Source organism: Nocardioides renjunii, from assembly GCF_034661175.1.
In the GTDB taxonomy this organism is placed as follows: domain Bacteria; phylum Actinomycetota; class Actinomycetes; order Propionibacteriales; family Nocardioidaceae; genus Nocardioides; species Nocardioides renjunii.
In genome coordinates this window covers 1,911,851-1,928,850 of the sequence record NZ_CP141058.1, presented here as the reverse complement: position 1 = coordinate 1,928,850, position 17,000 = coordinate 1,911,851, and the positions used below count along the sequence as shown (strand labels likewise).

11 protein-coding genes are annotated in these 17,000 nt (G+C 73.2%); 4 read left to right on the top strand and 7 right to left on the bottom strand.

The features are described 5' to 3' along the window. Positions 1-26: 26 nt before the first annotated feature. Together SHK17_RS09200 and SHK17_RS09195 are read right to left on the bottom strand one after the other, a co-directional pair. Positions 27-4,250, bottom strand: a complete 4,224-nt coding sequence (locus tag SHK17_RS09200; RefSeq protein WP_322921834.1) for an alpha-(1->3)-arabinofuranosyltransferase domain-containing protein — start codon at positions 4,248-4,250, stop codon at positions 27-29. Continuing rightward, a complete protein-coding gene (locus tag SHK17_RS09195) occupies positions 4,247-4,999 on the bottom strand; it encodes a class I SAM-dependent methyltransferase (RefSeq protein ID WP_322921833.1) in 753 nt (250 codons plus the stop codon). Before SHK17_RS09195 ends, SHK17_RS09200 begins: the two co-directional genes overlap by 4 nt. An 82-nt stretch (positions 5,000-5,081) precedes the next feature. Here SHK17_RS09195 and SHK17_RS09190 point away from each other — a divergent pair, with 82 nt between their 5' ends. Continuing rightward, a complete protein-coding gene (locus SHK17_RS09190; protein ID WP_322921832.1) occupies positions 5,082-6,098 on the top strand; it encodes a glycosyltransferase family 2 protein in 1,017 nt (338 codons plus the stop codon). Positions 6,099-6,151: 53 nt separating this feature from the next. Then, the gene (locus tag SHK17_RS09185; RefSeq protein WP_322921831.1) at positions 6,152-7,045 is read left to right on the top strand and encodes a lysylphosphatidylglycerol synthase domain-containing protein; all 894 of its coding nucleotides are present in this window, start codon (positions 6,152-6,154) and stop codon (positions 7,043-7,045) included. On the opposite strand, the gene SHK17_RS09180 is transcribed toward SHK17_RS09185, so the two are convergent. Genes SHK17_RS09180 through SHK17_RS09170 form a run of 3 tightly spaced genes read right to left on the bottom strand, consistent with a single transcriptional unit; the run spans position 7,032 to position 13,766 of the window. Beyond that, a complete protein-coding gene (locus tag SHK17_RS09180; protein WP_322921830.1) occupies positions 7,032-7,742 on the bottom strand; it encodes a class I SAM-dependent methyltransferase in 711 nt (236 codons plus the stop codon). The genes SHK17_RS09185 and SHK17_RS09180 overlap by 14 nt on opposite strands. 31 nt (positions 7,743-7,773) lie before the next feature. Next, positions 7,774-9,639: a hypothetical protein gene (locus SHK17_RS09175; RefSeq protein ID WP_322921829.1), complete on the bottom strand. Its 1,866-nt coding sequence runs from the start codon at positions 9,637-9,639 to the stop codon at positions 7,774-7,776. A gap of 26 nt (positions 9,640-9,665) precedes the next feature. Continuing rightward, positions 9,666-13,766: an alpha-(1->3)-arabinofuranosyltransferase domain-containing protein gene (locus SHK17_RS09170; RefSeq protein ID WP_322921828.1), complete on the bottom strand. Its 4,101-nt coding sequence runs from the start codon at positions 13,764-13,766 to the stop codon at positions 9,666-9,668. A 101-nt stretch (positions 13,767-13,867) separates the two neighbouring features. Between SHK17_RS09170 and SHK17_RS09165 the strand changes: the two genes are divergently transcribed. Further along, entirely contained in the window at positions 13,868-14,587 is a 720-nt protein-coding gene (locus SHK17_RS09165; protein ID WP_172272883.1) for a class I SAM-dependent methyltransferase, read from the top strand. Here SHK17_RS09165 and SHK17_RS09160 read toward each other — a convergent pair. Then, positions 14,581-15,453 (bottom strand): class I SAM-dependent methyltransferase, encoded by an 873-nt coding sequence (locus SHK17_RS09160; RefSeq protein ID WP_322921827.1) that lies wholly within the window; start codon positions 15,451-15,453, stop codon positions 14,581-14,583. The genes SHK17_RS09165 and SHK17_RS09160 overlap by 7 nt on opposite strands. A 68-nt stretch (positions 15,454-15,521) precedes the next feature. Between SHK17_RS09160 and SHK17_RS09155 the strand changes: the two genes are divergently transcribed. Beyond that, positions 15,522-16,685, top strand: a complete 1,164-nt coding sequence (locus tag SHK17_RS09155) for a glycosyltransferase family 4 protein (protein WP_322921826.1) — start codon at positions 15,522-15,524, stop codon at positions 16,683-16,685. 180 nt (positions 16,686-16,865) lie between these two features. On the opposite strand, the gene SHK17_RS09150 is transcribed toward SHK17_RS09155, so the two are convergent. Beyond that, the gene (locus SHK17_RS09150) at positions 16,866-16,994 is read right to left on the bottom strand and encodes a hypothetical protein (RefSeq protein ID WP_301539531.1); all 129 of its coding nucleotides are present in this window, start codon (positions 16,992-16,994) and stop codon (positions 16,866-16,868) included. Between the last annotated feature and the right edge of the window lie 6 nt (positions 16,995-17,000).

The window sequence follows — 17,000 nt, the reverse complement described above, 5'->3', positions numbered from 1 at the left end:
GCCTCGGTCGCCGTCTCCGAGGTGCTTCACCGGGTGGTGGAGCGACCCTCCCAGCGGCTGCGCGACATCCGTCCCCCGTGGGCCGCCACGGCGGCGAGCCAGGCGCCCAGCGACAGGGCCACCAGCAGCTGGGGGGCGAGCAGCGCCCCTGCCCAGCCGTCCTCCGAGCCGAGCGGCCGCAACCAGTAGACGCCGGCGGCCGCGAGCAGGGGCACCCCGGCGGCGAGGGCGACGACGGCTGCCGGGAAGCGCGTGCGGGCGACGAGGCCGAGACCGGCGCCCAAGGCGCCCCAGCCGACGCCCGGCCACCCTGCGACCAGGCCGAGGGTGATCAGACCTGCGACCGGGACGACCCATCCCGCCACCGCGGTGCGCACGGGAGGCGTCGCCGAGCCGCGGCGCGGCACCACCACGGCGCCGAGCAGCAGGACGAGGAGCAGGGCGGCGCCGCCGAGCAGCGCCGCCCGGTAGGTCCGGTCCGGGCCGTAGCGCAGGTCCAGCGAGTCGGTACCGGCCGGCACCCGCCAGCCCTGCTGCCACCCGTCGACGGTCAGGTCCGCCGCCTCCTCGCCGTCGGGGAGCCGCGCGTGCCAGCCCGCGTTGACGTTCTGGTGCAGCGCCACCACCGAGGGCGCGTCCGCGTCCTCCAGCGCCAGCCCGGCGGTCACGGGCGAGGTGGGCCGGAGGGTGGCGCTGGACGGGGAGGTCCCGAGCGCCGCGGCCCCGGGCCGGCTGAGGACCACCCGCACCGGCCGGAACGCGGGTGCGGGCGTGCTGACGACCCGCGTGGTCGACGACCCGAGGTCGACCGTCGCAGGACCGCAGGCGCGGGCGGTCACGAGCTCGCCGTCGAACAGCTGCCGGGCGGAGGCGGTGACGCTGGTGGCGTAGATGTCGCCGCCCACGCGCAGCGCGGGACCGAACCCGCAGCCGATGTCCACCGGTGTCTCCGGCAGCTCGATCGGCAGCAGACCGACGCCGCTCACCCGCAGCTCGCTCACACCGACCCCCACCGGGTCGATGCCGCCGAAGGCGGACCGGGTCCCGGCCCGCGCGGAGTCCAGGACCCGGACCTCGAGGCGGGTGGTGCGGAACGGCTCCACCCGGGCATAGCCGTCGGGGTCGAGCTCCACGGTCTGTCGTCCGGCGTCGTGCACGAGCTCGACGCGGGTGGCCGGGGCGGCCGCGGCCTCGCGGTCGAGCCCGAGCTCGATCGCACGCACGGGACGCTTCCCGATCCAGCTGAGGGTGAGCGTCGGGGTCGGGTCGTCGACGTCGGCGGTCCACGTCGTGCCACCGGCCCCGTCGATCGCGGCCACCGCGGAGGCGCGAGCGTCCGGCGCACCCGTCGAGGAGGCCGTCACGTTGACGAGCTGGTTGCGCTGCAGCAGTCCCTCGAGCGCGTCGCCGGCCACCGGGAGCACGCCGACCGAGACCTCGTAGTCGGCGCCGGTGCCCAGGCGGACCGTCCGGTCGATGACACCGCCGTCCTCGTCCGGGCGCTGCCGTCCGGGGGCGCACCGCACGTCGCTCCCCACCTCCACGCAGGCGCCGCGGCTGGTGGGCGCCGCGAGGAGCACGTGGTCGGGTGCGCCCCACCCGGCCGGGACCTCCGGCAGCACGAGGGTCCGGTCGAGGTCGAGCCCCAGGACGCGCACCTCGGCGATGGACAGGCCCTCCGCTGGACCGTCGCTCGGGGCCGCCGCGACGCGGATCCACGACGTCGGGCCCGCCGGCGGCACGAGCGTGACCGACTCCCCCGGCAGCAGCGTCCGGGCCTCGGACGTGCCCGCCTCCGTCTCGACCACCAAGGAGGTCGCGTCGTCGCCCTGGGTCTCGCCGGCGACGACGGTCACCGGCCCGACCTCGCGGGACTCCGCGAGGACCACCCGCACCCAGGGGTCCTCGTCACTGCGCGGGATCCCGGACTCCCACGCCGTCTCCGGCCGGCCGTCGAAGGCGGCGTACGGCAGTGTCTCCGGCAGCACCGGGCCGATGGTGTCCGCGAAGGCTCGCGACCCGGACGCGTCGACCGAGCGTGCCCCGAGGACCTGCGCCGTCGTCTCCCAGCGGGCCTGGTCCTCGAGCACGTACTCGCGCGCCGGCGCACCCCTGCGACCGTCGTCGTCCGGGGCGAGCGTCGCCGACCGGCCGTCGTGCACGCGGGCGAAGGTCGCCTCGCGACGGCGCAGCCCGTCCGTCAGGACCAGCCCACCGCCGTCGGGCCCGTCCGGTGCGTCGAGCGCGAGCACCGCGGGCTCGTCGCCCAGCAGGTCGGCGTCGAGCAGGTCGAGGAGGTCCTCCGGCCCGCCCACCACCACCGGTGGGGCCGGGCTTCCGGCGGCCGCTCCGGCGCCGGCCACCTCGTAGACCTCGACGGCCGGGTAGTCGGCGTGCCAGCCCCCGTCCACGACCACGCGGCGCGGCCGCTCCTCGTCGGCCTCCTCGTCGGCCTCCTCGTCGGCCTCCTCGTCGTCCTCCTCGTCGTCCTCCTCGTCGTCCTCGTCGAGGCGCACCGGCCCGCCGACGTCCGGGCCGAACTCGGCGACCTTGGTGAGCCCGGGTGAGCCCTCGATCGCCTGGTGCACCAGGACCGGGAGCGGCACGTCGTCGGAGGCACGCAGGTCGTTGCGCACCACCAGCCGCCCCACCCCGGCCCGGCGGAGGTAGGCGGCGAGGCCCGGCGAGGGCCGGCCGGCGGCCAGGCGGGCCTCGACGGCGTCGAGCATCCTGATGTTGCCCGGCGGCGCGAGCGGCACGGCGTTGCGCACCGCCCACCCGGCGACACCATAGGCCTGCGCCGGCTCGTCCTCGGGGGTGCCCCACAGGTAGGTGGCGAAGCTGGAGCCGGGCACGAGCAGCGCGGTCGTCCCGTCCGGGTCGCGGTCTGCGGTCGTGCCGAGCCACGACACTGCTCGCTCCCAGTAGCCGGGGACCGCCTCGAAGTCGTCGGCCGGCGCCAGGCGTCCGGCGAGCGCCGGGCTCGCGACGCCCGCCACGGCGACGACGCTCAGCGCCAGCACACCGGCGTACGCCACGCGGTCGCCGTCCTCCAGCCGCTCGCGGAGCGACCGTGGCGGAGCGGCCCGCACGCGTGCTGCGGCGGCGGCGAGCAGGTGCGCCAGCCCCAGGACCAGCGGCAGCCGCACCAGCGGCTCGAGCTTGTGCACGTTGCGCAGCGGCGCCAGCACGCCGTCGAGCGCGGACCGCTCGTCGGCGGCGAACCATCCCGACACGCTGCCCGAGTGCCCCAGCGACACCAGGACGAGGCCCAGCAACGTGCCGAGGGCCAGGAACTGGCGGTGCGGGTTGCCCCGCAGCGCGATGCCCGCGAGCCCGAGCACGACGAGCACTGCGCCGTTAAGCGCCACGTAGCCCGTGGAGACGAGGTCGTTGCCCGCGCGCCAGGTCGAGTCGACGTACGGGACCCAGTGCGAGGTGCCGCGGAGCACGTCGAACGGCGTCGTGGGGAAGGTCGTGATCGAGGCGGTCTCGATGAAGTCGAGGAACGGCGGGCTGTACGCACCGAGCAGGAGGAGCGGGACGAGCCACCAGGCGGTGCCCGCGACCACCAGGAGCGGCCACCACGTCATCAGCGCCCGGCGCCGGGGCCCCGCGGAGCGGGTGAGCAGCCACACCGCGCCGAGCGGGATGACGGCGAAGGTCGCGGCGGCGTTCACCCCGCCCACCGCCGCGACCGCCAGTGCCGACAGCGCCGCGGCCCGCCGCGGTGAGCGGGCCCGCGAGCCGAGGACGAGCGGCACCAGCACCCACGGTGCCAGCGCCATCGGCCAGCCCTCGATGGAGATGGGGCCGATGGTGGTCAGGATGCGGGGCGACAGCGCGTAGGCGAACCCCGCGACGATGCGGCTGGTCGGCGACCCGAGGTCCAGCGCGGCGCACAGCTTGACGACGCCGAGGAAGGCGACCACCAGCAGCAGGGACCACCACGTCCGCTGGACGACCCACCCGGGCACCGTGAGGAGGTCGCCGAGCCAGAAGAAGGGCCCCATGGGGAAGAGGTAGCCGTAGGCCTGATTCTGGATCTGCCCGAAGCCACCCGACGGGTCCCACATGTGCAGCGCCCGCCCGAGCATCGCGCCGGGGTCGGCGACGAGGTCGAACTTCGTGTCGCTGACGATGCGTCCCGGGCGCTGCGAGAAGGCGAGGGCCACGAGGACCAGGCAGCACGCGACGAGCCGGAACCGCCAGGTGATCGCCGTCGGGCTGCTCGTGGTCGGTGGGCTCATCGCCGGCGCAGGACGATGACGAGGTTCCAGGTGACGACCTCGCGAACCACCGGGACGTACGTCAGCCAGCGGGCGGCCCGCGGGTTGTAGCGGGGGACGACGTCGAGGACCTCGGCGTCCGTCTGCCCGCGTGCCCAGTCCAGGCCTGCGCGGACCGTCACCGCGAAGAGCGACTCGCCGAACCTGTTCTTGGGCTCGTGCCCGTGCGTACGCCGGTAGCGGCGGCGCGCGCGACGCCCGCCGAGGTAGTGCCACGGAGCCGTCTCGTGCCCGCCCCACGGGCCGAACCAGACGGTGTAGGAGATGAACGTGATGCCGCCCGGTCGCGTCACCCGGACCATCTCGTCGGCCATCCGCCACGGCTCGGACACGTGCTCGAGCACGTTGGAGGAGTAGCAGACGTCGAACGTGCCGTCCCCGAAGGGCAGCTGCATGCCGCTGCCCAGCACCGTCCTCGGCGAGATCTCGCCGAGCCCGGAGAGCTCGCCGGCGTCGGCGTCGAGGGCGAAGTAGGTCGCTCCCGCGTCCTCGAACGCCCGCCGGAAGTAGCCCGGGCCACCTCCGACGTCGAGCATCCGGCTCCCGACGAGGTCGGCGTACTCCGACAGGTGCCCGACGGAGTCCTCGGCGAGCGCGCCGTAGAAGACGTCGGGCCGGGTCTGCTCGAGCCGGAACGCGCGGAAGAGCCGGACGGAACGTCGCAGCGTGGGTGCCCAGGCCGAGGAAGGTGGGACGGACTGCTGCGGCACGCGGCGACTGTAGTCGATGGCCGGGCGCCGCAACGACTAGCGTGACCCGCACGCCGACCCCCCGGACAACGAGGCCGCCACAGTGAAGCTGATCGTGCAGATCCCCTGCTTGAACGAGGAGCAGACGCTGCCGGCCGTCCTCGCCTCCATCCCGCGCCGGATCCCCGGGATCGACGAGATCGAGATCCTCGTCATCGATGACGGCTGCACCGACAACACGGTGGCAGTCGCCCAGGAGCACGGTGTCACCCAGTTCGTCCACCACTCCCGCACGCAGGGCCTCGGACGCTCCTTCAGGGACGGGGTGATGCGCTCGCTCGAGCTCGGTGCGGACATCGTGGTCAACACCGACGGCGACAACCAGTACCCGCAGGAGCGGATCCCGGACCTCGTCCGGCCGATCGTCGAGAAGCGCGCGGACCTGGTGATCGCGGACCGGCAGACCCACCTGATCGAGCACTTCTCACCGACCAAGAAGCTGCTCCAGCGGATCGGCAGCGCCGTGGTCAACCGCGCAGCGGGCACCGACCTCCCCGACGCGGCCAGCGGCTTCCGGGCCTACTCCCGCGAGAGCCTGATGGTGCTCAACACCATCACCCGCTTCAGCTACTGCATGGAGACGATCATCCAGGCGGGCAACAAGCGTCTGAAGATCGACAGCATCCCGATCACCACCAACCCGAGGTCGCGGGACTCACGGCTGTTCGGCTCGACGCGGGAGCACGTGCTGAAGTCGATGGCCGCCATCGTGCGCTCCTTCATGATGTACAAGCCCTACGTGCTGTTCGCATGGGTGACAGCAGTGCTGGGCGTCCTGGGCCTCATCCCCTTCGCGAGGTACGGCGTGCTGTGGATCCGCGACCGCGAGGACGGCCACCTCCAGTCGCTCCTGGTGGGTGCAGTCCTGCTCATCCTCGCCTTCATGAGCCTGATGCTCGGGGTGATCTCGGACCTCATCCGTGCGAACCGCGTCCTGATCGAGGACAACCTCGAGCACACCAAGCGTTCCCGGTTCCAGGTGCCGTTCCCCGGCGCGGACATGTCCTCCCCTCCGGCTCCCCCTCCGTCGCTCGTCCCTGATCGGGCGGCCGACTCCTGAACGGGCAGTCCGCGCAGCCGGACGGTTCGTCCCCGCCGACGCGGCGGGGCCTCGTGGTCCGGTGGGCCCTGGCTGCCGCCGTCGTCGGCGGCTGCGTCTACCTCCTGGCCCGCCAGGGCGACGACGTCGCGACGGCCGTACGCCGGCTCAGCGTCGGGCGGGTGGCGCTCGCCGGAGTGCTGGGGGTGGCGGCGACGATGTGCCTCGCCCGGATGTGGCTGGCGCTCCTCACCGGCCTCGGCGTGGAGGTCGGCCGCCGCGACGCCGCGGCCGTGTTCTACCTCAGCCAGCTCGGCAAGTACGTCCCGGGATCGGTGTGGCCGGTGCTGGCCCAGGTGCATCTCGGCGCCCGCTGGGGCGCCCCGCGCCGGCTGATGCTCGGGGCGGGCCTCCTGCTCCTGGTCGTAGTGACGGCGAGCGGCATCTCGGTCGGGGCGGTCCTGCTCCCATGGGCGAGTCCTGACGGCCTCCGGCGCTACTGGTGGCTCCTCGTCCTGGTCGTGCCCCTCGCGGTGCTGCTGCACCCGCGCGCCCTCATGGCGGTGCTCGACCGCCTGAGTGTCTGGTCGGGAGGTCAGTCGCTCGAGGCACGTGTGTCCGGACGCGGTGTCGGGCTGGCCTGGCTGTGGGCGATCCTCGGCTGGGTCCTGCTGGGTGGACAGCTGGCCGTCCTCATGAGCGCCTACGGCCCCCTCGGCGTGACCGATGTGGCGGCGGCGATCGGCGGCATCGGACTGGCGTGGGCGGCGGGCCTGGCGTTCGTCCCGGCACCCGCGGGTGTCGGCGTACGCGAAGGGGTCCTGTTGCTCGCTCTCGGACCCACGGCGGGCGTCGATGCAGCACTCGCCGTGGCGGTGGCGTCACGGGTGCTGCTGGTCGTGGCCGACGTCGTGCTCGCCGCGACGGGCGTGGCGCGCCACGGGCTGCGCGACCTCAGGGCCTCCTGAGCAGCGACGTCTGCTCGGGATAGGGCAGGCTCGGGGTGAGTCCCCGCAGGACGCGCTCCCGGAGGCCCGACCGGCGGATCGCCTCGCGATAGCGCTGACGCCGGCTGTTGTCGAAGACGATCATCCCGTCCGGGGCCAGCCGCCCCACCGCTGCCTCGAGGCAGGCCTCGCGGGCACGACCGTCGATGACCACCAGGTCGAACGAGCCCGGCACCTCATCGATGGCGCCGACGTACGACTCGAAGTCCAGGCCAGCGTGACCCTCCTTGCGGGACGGCACGACCGGACGGGGACTGCCCACCGGCTCGACGACGCGGACGACCGCGTGCGGGTGCTCGGCGAGCGCCTGCTGCATCTGGCCTGCGAATCCGGCGTGGTGCTCGACGCTGTGCACCCGGTCCGCCCGGCGTGCCAGCCACACCGTGCTTGCACCGGAGCCGTACTCGAAGACCGTCACCGGTGCCGGCCGGGCCGTCAGCCACGCGTGCACCTCGGCGGCCGCACGGTAGGTCCACCACGGGACGTCCAGCTCGACCAGCGCCGACGAGTCGTGGACCGCTCCCAGGCTGTACGCCCAGTGCCGCCAGCGATGCTCGACCGGCGGTGTCTCGATCTCGGGGCCGTAGCGCACGAGCATGCGTCGAACGCCCTGGGCGGAGCCCGCGTAGAGGTCCTTGACCGCCGGGAGCGCGCGCATGCGCGGAGCCTAGTGCGCGGAGCCCGGCGGGTCAGGGCAAGGGAACCCCGACGAACGTGTGCACGAGGCAGAAGTTCGTCTGCGGGTCTGACGCCTCGAGCGTGATGAGGGCCGGCCTGCCGCTCTGGATCCGGCGATGGAGGACGACGAGCGGGCCGCGCATGTCCAGGGTGGCGCCGTCGCCGCCGACGGCCAGCTCCCGGCCGTCCGCGTCGACGACTGACATGGTGACGCTGTTGTCGCGCGGCTGGTAGAGCTCGAGCTGCAGGAACCACTCCCGGGTCCGCGTGACCGGCTCCAGTGGAATGAGAGTGCTCCCCTCCCCGTAGACGTGGATGCCGCAGCCCTTCTTCCGCTTGTTGGTGAAGTCCGCGGTGTCGAAGAACTTCGCCGTCACCAGCTTCCCGTTCCCGTCCACGACCAGGCGGTTGGAGGACTGCCCGCCGAGCTCCGCCGAGGCCCCTCCGAGCGCGAGCAGGTCGGAGACGTACATCTGCGAGACGTACGGCACCACCGACTCGGGTAGCAGGGTGTCGTACACCTGGACGCCGGGACCACGCTCGGCGGCGTCGCGCAGGAGCGTGGTGGTGTAGCGCTGCGCCGGGTTGTCCCAGAACACCTCGGCGAACCTCCACGTCGAGACGAGGCTCGCGATGACGACGAGCCCCGTCGCGACCCCCGCCACGACCCTCCGGCGGTGCGGGTCCGACCACGCGACGAGGCTCCTCCTGCCGGCCCTGGCAGCGGGTGTCCCCGACCCGAAGGCCAGCACGATGCCGAGCGCGAGCGACACCGGCACGAAGTGGCTGTAGCGCAGCGCGCTCGGGATCACCTCGCCGAGGAAGGACCACCGACCTGTGCCGACGAGCACGAGACTGGTCACGGCGGTCCACACCGGGATCGCCCACGCGACGAGTGCGATCCGGCCCGACTGCCGGACGCTCAGCGCGACCAGGCCGACCAGCGCCACCTGCCCGAGGACGACCAGCGCGAGGGGCGGGTCGGCATAGGCGCTCCACTGGTCGGGGAAGGAGTAGAAGCTCCACGGGCCACCGAGGAGCGCCGGTCCGAGGATCATGATCCAGGCCTGGCCGACCAGCCAGAGGGCGTCGGCAGCGGTGAACGCCGACGACGGGCTGTTGTAGTCACCGACCAGGTAGAGACCCGCGAAGACCCCGAGGGCCAGCGCCAGGACCAGCCACCCCCGCCACAGCGACAGCTCACCCGTCACGCGTTGCCGCAGGGTCCCCTCGCGCAGGAAGACCAGCGAGAGGACGGGCAGGAAGACGAGCGTGGGCAGTGATCCCTGCGCGAAGGAGAGCATGACGAGCACCAGGACGGCGACGACGACGGCGTCCGCCAGTCGACGCTCGCGTGCGTACCTCACGTGGGCGAGCAGTGCGCCGACCAGGCACATCTGGCTGATCGCCAGGCCCAGACCGCTGTTGAGCGCAACGGTCCCCGGCACCAGGTAGGTGCTCGACGCGTAGCAGACCAGGACGACCGGCAGCCATGGTCGCGGCCCGACGAGGGCGCGGCACAGGCGCCAGAGCAGCACCGTCGTGACGGCCTGGCAGATCAGTCGCACCAGGACGGTGACCCACCACTCGAGCGGCGCGCCCCTGTTGAGCAACCAGTAGACCAGTCGCTGGGCCACCCCGAAGTGGCCACCGAGGGTGCTCGTCAGGTAGTCCCAGTCGAGATCGCGCCCGGTGGCGAAGGCGATGTTGGGCAGGTCGGCCGCGCTGTACCACCCGCGCAGCATCACGAATCCGAGCCAGACCGCCTGCCCCACCACGACGACCCCCACGACGGCGTGCTCGCGAGACAGGGACAGGCTGATCACCGGAGAGTCCGGTGCCACCCCGTCCGGTGCGCCAGTCGGGGTGCTCGGCATGGCGCGCACGCTATCCCACGTCCGGGCTAGTCATCGGCCTGATCACGGGGTGCCAGGAGCACCCGGCCGCACACGACGCCGACCGCGAGGGCTGCGAGGACGTCGGCCCCAGCAGGAGGTATGACGACTGACGACGCCGACACGGCGACCAGGGCTGCGAGCACCAGGACCGCCGCGCAGGCGAGGGCCATCCGTCGGCTCCGGACCCGAGCCGTGAGACGACCGACGCCGGTGCCGACCGCGAGCGGCAACGAGATGACGGCCAGGACCAGGACGGAGACGACCTCCAGGACGGCTCGCGATGACGTGCGTCGTGCTCCGTCGCGCGCCTCGACGGTGGACCGGTCCGCCGGGTCCGTGTCGCCCTGGGCCGGGGCCGGGCCGCCCCGGCGTCGGCGCAGCAGCAGGACTCCGGCGAGCACCTGCAGGACGCCCACGAGGACGAGACCGCCCACGAGTGCGGCACCGAAGGTCACCTGCGGCGCGTAGGTCAGGACGACCTCGCCGCCAGCCCCGGCCGGCACCACGAACCCCTGCTGCCAGCCCTCCAGCACCACGGGCTCCAGGACGGACCCGTCCAGGCGCGCCGTCCACCCGCGGTTGTAGCTCTCGCTGACCGCGAGCACCGACTCGGGTCCCACCTCCACCGCGACGCGACGCTGCGTCGGTGTCCACGACCGCACCTCGGCGGGCGGGGACGGCTCACCCGCCTCGGACGGCACCTCGGTCGTGGGCGTGAGCGTCAGGTCGGAGACCGCGAACCCGGACGGGTTGGTGACCCGCACCCGGTGCGCCCCGGGCTCGAGGTCGACGGTGACACCGTCGCAGGGAAGAACCGCGAGCTCGGCCCCGCGACGCACGTCCTCGAGGGTCCCCCGCAGTCGGGTCTGGACGACCTGGCCGGCGACCTCCACGGTCGGCCCGAACCCGCAGAGCGTGCCGGTGCGAGTGTCCGGCGACGGCTCGTCGCGGAGGTCCCCGGTGCGACTCACCGTCAGCTCGGAGACGGCGAAGCCGTCGGCGGCCGCCTCACCGACGGCGGTGATCTTCAGCCGGTTGGTGCGCACCGTGCGCATCCGCCCGGCGCCGAGTCCCGTGGTCGCGACCAGCTGGGGCTCGCCGGCCCGGCGCCCGGGATCCACCGTCACCAGGTCCGGCAGTCCACCGGGCAGGCCCTGCGCCGCGGTCAGCGTGATGGCCGAGACGCGACGCCGTGGGCCCCAGGACACCTGCAGCGCCGGTGCGGGATCGCCGGGCGCGGACGCCCACCCTGTCTCGGGTCGACCGTCGACGGCCGCGGCAGCGTTCACCGCGGGGTCGCCGCCGTAGGTCGAGGAGGAGGTGACGTCGAGGAGGGACGGGTCGAGGGGCGCGAACAGCCTGTCCAGTGCTGATCCGTACGTCGCCACGGCCCGACCCAGCAGGCTCCAGCTGCCCGACTCACCCACCGTGATCGTGCGGTCGAAACCAGGAGTCTCGGAGCTCTCGCGGAAACGGCTCCGGTCACACGCCACGGCCCCACCCTCGTCGGTGACCGCACAGGCTCGGCGCAACGGCTCGCTCGAGACGAAGACCGAGGTGTCCGCGGACACCGTGCCGGGGAGCAGCAGCGACCTCGTCACGTCGTGCCCGGCGATGCGCACGTCCATGAGGCGGACCCGACCCCTGTCGGCCCCGGCGTCGAGGACCGCCACCCGCAGCGAGGTGGCAGCGGTGTCGTCGACGTCGATGCCCGCCACGGTCCCGTCACCCGCGACGGCGGCGTCGACGGACCGCTCGTCGGTCGACACGCGCACCGAGGTGACGTCGACCCCCGCGGCGTTGTCGAAGACCAGGGACACCTCGCGGACATCGGTGGGTTCGTCGAAGCGGAGCTCCACCCACTGCTCCACCGGACGGCTGAAGGGCGAGCTGCTCCAGCCGGTGAAGATCGACCGGTCGAACGCTGCGTAGGGGTGCTCCTCGGGACGGACGGCGCCCAGCGCGTTGGCGTACCCCCCCGACGTGGAGGCGACGATGTCAGCGGCCCCGTCGTAGACGGCGACGGTCCGGCCCATGGGCAGCGCATCGTCGATGTAGTCGTGGACGAGCCGGTCGATCCGGTAGTCGTCGGCTGAGGTCATCACGCCCGAGCTGGCGTCGTGCACGCGACCGAAGTTGCGCTCCACGCGCCTGAGGCTGTCGGTGACGACATCGAGCGGGAGGTCGACGTCCGCGCGGTCGCCGGCGGCGAGCACGACCGCTCTCCCGTCCCCGACCACCCCGGCGGAGCGGAGGTCGGGGACGACCTCGGGCCCGCCCGACACGACGACCCGGTCCTCCCAGTCCTGCACCTCCACCCGGGGGTCGTGAGCCTGGTCGAGCTCGAAGACCTCCAGCAACGGTCCACCGTCGGGCGCGCGTCCGAAGGTGGCGGCGACCCGTGCACCCGGCAGGTCTGCCATCGACGCGCGCACGACGGCCGCCTCGGGTGCGTCTGTGGCGGGGTCGAGGTCGTTGCGCACCACTACGTGGGTGATCCCCATCGTCCTCAGCGCGTCTGCCGTCCGCTCCTGCGGGCGGGCCCGCGACATGGACTGCTCGACCGAGTCCAGGAGCCGCAGGGTGCCGGCAGGTGCGACGGTGACCTGCGCCCGCGCCAGCCACGGCGACGGGTCGAGCACCTGGATGGGCTCGTCGATCGTGCGGCCCCAGGTCTGCACTGCGAAGCCGGCTCCCGGAAGCACCAGGGTGCGGGTGGGACCAGCCTGGTCGTCGAGGTAGGCCACCGCGTCGCGCCACGTGCCGGGCACGTCCTCGAAACCGCGGTCGACCCTCATCAGCCCGCCGAGCGCAGGGACGGTCGTGCCCGCGACGAGCGCCACCGTCGCCCCCAGCACGGCCACGTGCACCGGGACCCTGGCCACCGCGCGCCAGGACGCCGGCCACCGCTGGGGCATGGCGTGGGTCACCCATGCCCCGACGCCGAGCGCCAGCGGAAGACGCACGAGGGGATCGAACTTGTGGATGTTGCGCAACGGCGCCAGGAAGGTGTCCAGCGCGTGCAGCCACGCGTCGGAGAGGACCGATCCCGCCCAGCCGCCTCGCCCTGCGCTCAGGACGACGAGCCCCAGGAGCACTGCGGTCACCAGCGCGCGGCGCTGCCACAGCTCGCGTCTCAGCAGCCCCGCCAGCCCGATCGCGGCCACGAGCACGGTCGTGAGGAGCAGCCAGGATGACGACGACAGCTCGTAGCCGCCGGTCCAGCCGACCTGGCCGCCCCCGGGGAAGAACGCCACCCAGTGGCTCGTGCCGCGCAGCGAGGCGAGCCACCCGACCGAACCCGCCGTGTCCTTGGACGACTCGATGAAGTCGAGGAACAGCGGGGAGTAGGCACCCATCAGCAGCAGGGGCACGACCCACCAGGTCGTGGCGACGCCGACCAGCGCACCCCACCCCACCAGGTCGGTCAGCCGACGCCGCAGCGCGCGCCCCGAGGCCAGTGCGAGCAGCAGCGCCGGCAGCACCAGGCACGCCACCACCAGCGTGGCGTTCTGGCCGCCCATCCAGGGGATGGTGGCTGCCGAGAGCACGAACGCCACCCAGCCGCGCATGCGCCCGCGCAGGTAGAGGACGAGTGGCAGCACGGTCCAGGGCAGGACGGCTGCGGGGAGCGTCTCGCCGCTGAGCCCGCCCACGGTCGTCAGGACGCGCGGGGCGAGCATGTAGGTGAGCCCTGCCAGGATCGCGCCCGCGCGTCCGATGCCGGGCCAGGAGGCCGCGAGCCGACGGGCCCCCTCGTAGGCCAGCAGCATGACGAGCGCGGACCACAGCCGCTGCCAGATCCACATCGGGACCCCGAGCAGCTCCCCGGCGAGGAAGGCCGGCCCCATCGGGAACAGGTAGCCGGACGCCTGGTTCTGCAGGCCGCCCAGGGCCCAGTCGCCGTTCCACAGGCTGGAGCTGCGCGCCAGCAGGTCGGCGGGGTCGAGCTGCAGGTCGAGCTTGGTGTCGAAGGTGATGCGTCCGGTCTGCTGGAAGAGGTTCAGCACGACGACGGAGACGACGACGAGCACGTGCACGCCGAGCAGCCACGGGTCCGACCGAGAGGGACGCCGGCGGACCGGGGCAGTGGAGCCGTCGGTCACTGCGGCTGCCTTCCGTGTCGATCCGCTCGGGCGGCGGTGAGTCTATATTCTGCGTCGGTACTCCGGACCAGCCGCGCCGATCCACGCCCGAGGGACTTCACATGACTGCTTGCCAGCCCGCCGGGTTCGAGGCGACCTGGGACGTCGCCTCGGCGATCCCCGGGTGGCTCACCGAGGACCAGGCGCGGCTGCTCTTCGACACCGCGCAGGAGCTGCCGGAGCGTCCGCTGATCGTCGAGATCGGCAGCCACCAGGGCAAGTCGACGGTCGTCCTGGCCACCGCGGCCCGCGCGCTGCAGGGCCGGGTCGTGGCCGTCGACCCCTTCGTCGAGGGCCGCCTGTTCGGCGGCGTGACCACCCGGACGAAGTTCGAGCGCAACGTGGCGGAGACCGGCCTGGCGGACACGGTCGAGCTGGTGGCCGACTACAGCACGCGGGCGCGACCCGGCTGGACGCGCGGCATCGACTACCTCTACATCGACGGCAAGCACGACTACTGGACGCTGACCGACGACCTCAAGTGGGCGGCGCACCTCCCGGTGGGGGCCCCGATCCTCGTCCACGACTGCTACTCCTCCATCGGTGTCACCCTCGGCGTGCTGGCCCACGTGCTGCCCTCGCGCCGTCTCCGCTACGAGCGTCGCGCCGGGTCGATGGCGCTGTTCCGGGTCGGCGCCCCGTCGGCGGCCGACCGGTGGCGCATCCTGCAGGAGGTGCCGTGGTGGCTGCGCAACGTCGCCGTCAAGGTCCTCCTCCGGCTGCGGCTGCGACCGCTGGCCCGCCGGCTGTTCGGCCACGAGAGCCCCTACGACCCCTACTGAGTCTCCTGCTGAGCACCTCCGGCCGCCGCGTCGAGCCGGTAGATGCGCCGCTCGAGGACGGCGTCGTCGGCGCGCTGGTGCTCGGGCTTGACCACCTGGTTGAACGGGATCCGTACGTCGCGCCGCCGGCGGCGGGTCGGCAACGTCCACGCCGCCGTCAGCGCCTGGACGGCGCCCGCCTCCCAGCCGCGCTGGTGACCGGGCGCGCGCAGGGCCGCAGCGAAGAAGTCGGGATCGAGCCGTCCCTCGGTCCGCAGCCTGACGGCGCCCGACCAGTGGTACTGGATGACGCGGTGCTCGAAGTGCCGGTTGAGGACGCTGTCAAGGTCGTCGCGGACGCCGGCGCGCTCGATGTAGGCGTGGATCTCGGCGTCGAAGTACGGCGCCTGCTTGGCGGTGAGCACGAGCGTCGGCGCGTCCCCCGCGGAGCTGCCCTCGGAGCTGCCCTCGGCGCCCCCCTCCTCCAGCCGGCACCACCACACGTGGCTGGGGAAGTCGACGATCTTGGCGCTGGCCGCCTCCGGCACCTCGATGTAGCCGGCCCGGGCCACCCGGCTCAGCTCACGGGCCACCGCTGCCGGGTCGGGCACGTGCTCGAGCAGGTTGGAGCAGATGGCGTAGTCGAAGGCGCCGTCGCGGAACGGCATGTCGGCCGCGTCCGCGTCGAAGAGGGGGCGCGAGACGCGTGCCGCGGCGCGGCCGGACCGCTGGGCGGCGAACTCGGCCCCGGTGTAGCGGTCGAGCAGCACGTCGGCGCGCCACGAGGGCTTGTCACCGCTGCCGACGTCGAGGACGAGGGCGTCGTCGGGCACCGGCACCGCGATGCGTCGCTGGTGGAAGACCCGCAGGGCCGTCAGGGCGGACATGGTCCGGGAGTATGGCAGGTTCGCCGGAGCAGTCCCGTGGAAGTGAACTGACGGGTAACCTTCGCCGCATGGAGGCAGAAGAGGCGGTGTCGCTCGCGGGACGCCACGTCGTGCTGTTCAACTGGCGCGACACCAGCAACCCCGAGGGCGGAGGGTCCGAGCGCTACGTCGAGGCGATGGCGCGCGGACTGGTGCGCCACGGCGCGCGGGCCACCATCTTCTGCGCCTCCCACGACAACGCACCGGCCGACGAGGTCGTCGACGGCGTGCGCTTCGTCCGCCGCGGCGACCACCTCGCGATCTACCTCCTCGGTGCGCTGCACCTGCTGCTGCGGCGGTTCGGCAAGGTCGACATGGTCGTCGACGTGCAGAACGGACTTCCCTTCTTCACGCGCCTGGTGACGCGGGCACCCGTCGTGGTCCTGGTGCACCACGTGCACCGTGAGCAGTGGCCGGTCGTCTTCCCGGGCCTCATCGGCCGGCTCGGCTGGTGGATCGAGCGCTTCCTCGCGCCGCGGATCTACCGCCGGTCGCAGTACATCGCGGTGTCGCGGTCCACGCGCGGCGAGCTGATCGCGCTGGGCATCGGCAGCGAGCGGATCGCTGTCGTGCACAACGGCACCTCGCCGGCTCCCGTCGTCGACGTGCCGCGGAGCCCCACCCCCGCCCTCTGCGTGCTCGGCCGCCTCGTCCCGCACAAGCAGGTGGAGCACGCGATCGACGCGGTGGTCGCGCTCCGCCAGGTCCACCCCGACGTCAGCCTCGACGTGGTGGGCAACGGCTGGTGGGAGGACGACCTGCGCTCCTACGTCGCGTCCCGCGGCGCGCAGGACCTGGTCGTCTTCCACGGCCACGTCACCGAGCAGCGCAAGCACGAGATCCTCGCCCGCTCGTGGCTGATGCTGCTCCCCTCGCTCAAGGAGGGATGGGGCATCGTCGTCGGCGAGGCCGGCAGCCACGGCGTGCCGACCATCGCCTACGCCTCGGCCGGCGGCACCCGCGAGTCGATCGCGGACGGCGCGTCCGGGCTGCTGGTCGACACACCCGACGAGTTCAGCGAGGCCGTACGCCGCCTCGTCGACGACCGCGCCGAGCGCCAGCGCCTGGGCAAGGGTGCGCGCGAGATGTCGGACACGTTCTCGTGGACGCACTCGGAGAACTCGTTCGCGCACGTCCTGGCCGACGTCCTGCAGGAGCGCCGCGTGGCCGTGGAGGACCCGGACGGCCCCTGAGCCGGCGCCTCAGTCCGGCGCCTCAGTCCGCCGACCGCGTCCGTCCGCAGCCGCGACGGGCGACGCCGGCACCGTCCGTACGCAGCAGCACCACCGTCGGTCCCGTCGTCATGGACGACGGGCGGACGGTGGTGCTGAAAGGCGATCTGTGGTGGTGCGGGGCCGCGGAGCGGCCGGGGACTACTCGGAGTCCTGGTTGGTGCCGTAGTCCATGACGGACTGCTCGGGCTGCGACGGCGCGCTGCTCACGGTGGTCACGACACCGACCGTGGTGAGGCCGGCGAGAACGAACCCGACGACAACCGCCACGATGCC

Coding starts and splice junctions, on each gene's coding strand:
- SHK17_RS09175 (WP_322921829.1), bottom strand. CDS start 9,639: ATGCCGAGCACCCCGACTGGCGCACCGGACGGGGTGGCACCGGACTCT.
- SHK17_RS09165 (WP_172272883.1), top strand. CDS start 13,868: ATGACTGCTTGCCAGCCCGCCGGGTTCGAGGCGACCTGGGACGTCGCC.
- SHK17_RS09180 (WP_322921830.1), bottom strand. CDS start 7,742: ATGCGCGCGCTCCCGGCGGTCAAGGACCTCTACGCGGGCTCCGCCCAG.
- SHK17_RS09200 (WP_322921834.1), bottom strand. CDS start 4,250: ATGAGCCCACCGACCACGAGCAGCCCGACGGCGATCACCTGGCGGTTC.
- SHK17_RS09155 (WP_322921826.1), top strand. CDS start 15,522: ATGGAGGCAGAAGAGGCGGTGTCGCTCGCGGGACGCCACGTCGTGCTG.
- SHK17_RS09160 (WP_322921827.1), bottom strand. CDS start 15,453: ATGTCCGCCCTGACGGCCCTGCGGGTCTTCCACCAGCGACGCATCGCG.